Source organism: Spiroplasma sp. Moj (genome assembly GCF_016082285.1).
Lineage (GTDB): Bacteria > Bacillota_I > Bacilli_A > Mycoplasmatales > Mycoplasmataceae > Spiroplasma > Spiroplasma phoeniceum.
The window spans coordinates 1-2,848 of the sequence record NZ_MQTY02000093.1; the positions used below are offsets into that span (position 1 = coordinate 1).

5 protein-coding genes and 1 pseudogene are annotated in these 2,848 nt (G+C 26.0%); 5 read left to right on the forward strand and 1 reads right to left on the reverse strand.

Translation table 4 applies throughout. The features are described 5' to 3' along the window. Window positions 1–125: 125 nt before the first annotated feature. Window positions 126–265 (reverse strand): annotated as a pseudogene (locus BST80_RS04385) (transposase family protein); the annotation flags it as partial. Window positions 266–631: 366 nt separating this feature from the next. On the opposite strand from BST80_RS04385, the gene BST80_RS04390 reads away from it, so the two are divergent. The 5 genes from BST80_RS04390 (at window position 632) to BST80_RS04410 (ending at window position 2,578) form a co-directional block, all read left to right on the forward strand. Further along, window positions 632–991, forward strand: coding sequence for a hypothetical protein (locus BST80_RS04390; protein WP_415746130.1), 360 nt, complete (start codon window positions 632–634; stop codon window positions 989–991). Window positions 992–1,122: 131 nt separating this feature from the next. Further along, window positions 1,123–1,401 (forward strand): hypothetical protein, encoded by a 279-nt coding sequence (locus tag BST80_RS04395; RefSeq protein WP_415746131.1) that lies wholly within the window; start codon window positions 1,123–1,125, stop codon window positions 1,399–1,401. Further along, entirely contained in the window at window positions 1,388–1,870 is a 483-nt protein-coding gene (locus BST80_RS04400; RefSeq protein ID WP_415746132.1) for a hypothetical protein, read from the forward strand. Before BST80_RS04395 ends, BST80_RS04400 begins: the two co-directional genes overlap by 14 nt. Before the next feature lie 60 nt (window positions 1,871–1,930). Continuing rightward, window positions 1,931–2,275 carry a hypothetical protein gene (locus BST80_RS04405; RefSeq protein WP_415746133.1) on the forward strand — a complete coding sequence of 115 codons (345 nt, stop codon included), beginning with the start codon at window positions 1,931–1,933 and terminating at the stop codon, window positions 2,273–2,275. 33 nt (window positions 2,276–2,308) lie between these two features. Further along, complete coding sequence (locus BST80_RS04410) at window positions 2,309–2,578, forward strand: hypothetical protein (protein WP_415746134.1); 270 nt, start codon at window positions 2,309–2,311, stop codon at window positions 2,576–2,578. Window positions 2,579–2,848: the final 270 nt, after the last annotated feature.

The following is a 2,848-nucleotide window of genomic DNA, read 5'->3' on the forward strand; positions in this document are numbered from 1 at the left end:
ACCAAGATATATTAATCAAATGACTTTGTAGTCAAACCGATATTGTACATTATCAAACCGAGCGTGAGCTCAAAATGGAAAACTGCAATTTGAATGCCTATCCCGACTTAATTGTTTATAAAACTGATTGCAATAATTTTTTTGGTTTCTTGTTCGATAATTACTTGTGTTTTGATCGTGTGTTTTTTCTTTTTACCAGAATAAGATTGTTTTTGTCTTTTTTTGGGCGTTGGATTGGAGTTTCGGTAGCATCAATAATAATTGTTTTATCAATAAAATAATCATTTATTAGTGCTTTTTTACCAGCAAGTTGTTGAAAATCAGAGTTTTTAATTAAAATATCTTCAATTCATTTGACATTGCGATAACAACTAGCCTCACNTNATAAATAATCGATTTNNTAATCGATTTTTTNAGTGATAATTTGTTAGCTTTGCCACCTTTTTTAAATTTTTCTATTTCAGCAACCTTTAAAATATCTAACATTTTATTAAAAGTGGCTTGTTTTATTCCTGTTAATCGGAATAATTCTTTATCATTAATAAAATCAAATTTATCAAATTTCATAATTTTAGATTCCTATAATTTCTATTTTAAATATATTTTATAGGAATTTTAAAATAACTAGGTTATGCAAGAAGTCTATTTTATTATTCAAGATGATTATAATATTAAAAATATTTATAGAATAAATGAAAAAAGCAAGTTAGTAAATATTAAAGGTATGACCGATATTAGAAATTCATTTTTAGGAATGTCTTTTAATAAAAATAATGATGTTTATATTGCAACACAAAACGGAATGTTTTTACTAATTAATAATTCAGATACAGCAACACAAATAAATAATATTGATAAAAAAATAATTATTGATTTGTTAATAACTGATAATAATGATTTATTTTATTCAAATGAGAATGGTGTTTATGTATTGAAACAGGGTTCTACAACACCAACGAAAATCGATGGAATATCTAATTTTCTAGATTAATTTATTTAAATAAATTAATCTATGCATGGGATACTGATAAAAAATTAATATTTAGTACTGAAACTAATTTAAATTGAATTAAAAAATATTCTAATTTTAATTTAGTTGATAAATCAAAAAATATTGCGTGATTGCGTGATAACCAACTTGTCGCAAACGGACAAGTTAAAGTCAAAATAGCAAACACTAATATTGATACTGTTAAAGTCAATGGTGCTATTATGCCTAGCCCAGATAAAAACTGAAACTTTGATTTGTCAGTAAATAGCACGACTGTTGAAAATAAAGACTATAAAATTGAGATAGCATTTAAAGTTGATGGGAAAAGTTATACAGGGCAAATCATCGTGTCATCATTATTGGCACAACCAAGTATTACTGTACAAAAAAAATACATTGCCGTTTGGTAATGTTGATAGTTATAATTATCAAGTACCAACTAATGACAAAGTAGGCGATATTACTTTAACTAGTGATTTGTATTACTCTGATACCGAAGTTAAAGTGAGTTTAAACCAACCAACGGGATCAACAATACAAAGTGGGGTTGTTTATGGTTTAAATGATAAATGACAAAAGAACGGACTAAAATTAGATATTACTGGTAATGTGTCTTTAAATGCAACAATATTAAATTCATATCAAGGTCGATTTTTGGTTGAAACAAAAGATAGTGTAGGTAATAAAAGTAATTATTATATTGTTATCTGAAAAAATAATTTAACGCCGAATTTTTGAAATACAGACCAAGGACAATATTTTTATAGTTGAGCAAGTTTAAACGGTTATAATGAAAGCATTAAAAAACTTAATGCAATCGAACTAAACAAAATAATTAACGAGAGTAAAAACTGACAGCAATTAGCAAGTGATAGTTAATTTGCGAGTGCTGTTGCTGATTGGTTTAAAATCAATGGCAAACTATCTCCCAAAGAACCGTTGACAGCAGAGCAAGTTGTTGCACAGTTAACAACCCAAATTCCAAGCGATATCACAATTCCTGCGGTAAATACCAGCAATTATGATACAAACAAAGTGGAGTTTGAATTAAAACAAAGCGAATTTAACCCAAACGACAAAATAAACATTACTGTTAAATACAATAATGCGACTTCAGAACAATTTACCTTGCAAATCAAAGACAGTAATATACCTAATAAATTATCTAGCATTGCAATTGCTGGTATTGCAATCGGTTCGGTTGCTGGTGTTGCATTTGTGGTGCTTGGTAGTTGCTATTTGTATCAGTATCTAAATAAGAAGAAAAAAGTAAATAAAAAATAACTATGTTAGAATTTAAAAAAGGAGAATAACAAAATGTATAAAAATATAAATAAATTATCAACAGTTTTTAAAAATAATCATACTTACTTAATTGGTGCTTTTACATTGTTTTCATTATTTGGAATAGTACTAATTTTATTAGGAGCAATTACAAAAAATATTAATTGAGCGTGCGGTGGCGTTGGTGTTATCGTTATTGGTATAGCATTTGCTTTAACTTTAATTTCATTAGGTATCTTTGCAATTACAGCTGCAATTAAAGAAAGAAAACTGAAAAAAGCAAACAATAGACTTCTTGCATAACCTAGTTATTTTAAAATTCCTATAAAATATATTTAAAATAGAAATTATAGGAATCTNNNATTNNNATTTTAATTTTTTTTTATACAGAAGTAAATGCAAAATGAATATAAAGATGAATGTATACATAAAGAATTATTTTTGAAATATTGTGACGTATTTTCAAAAAACAAAATTCGTACAAAAAATAAATGACTTCAGCACTTGCCATTTAACATTAATTTAGTTTTTAAAATTACTTTTTATTTATTAAAAAAATAAAAAATAAAAAAA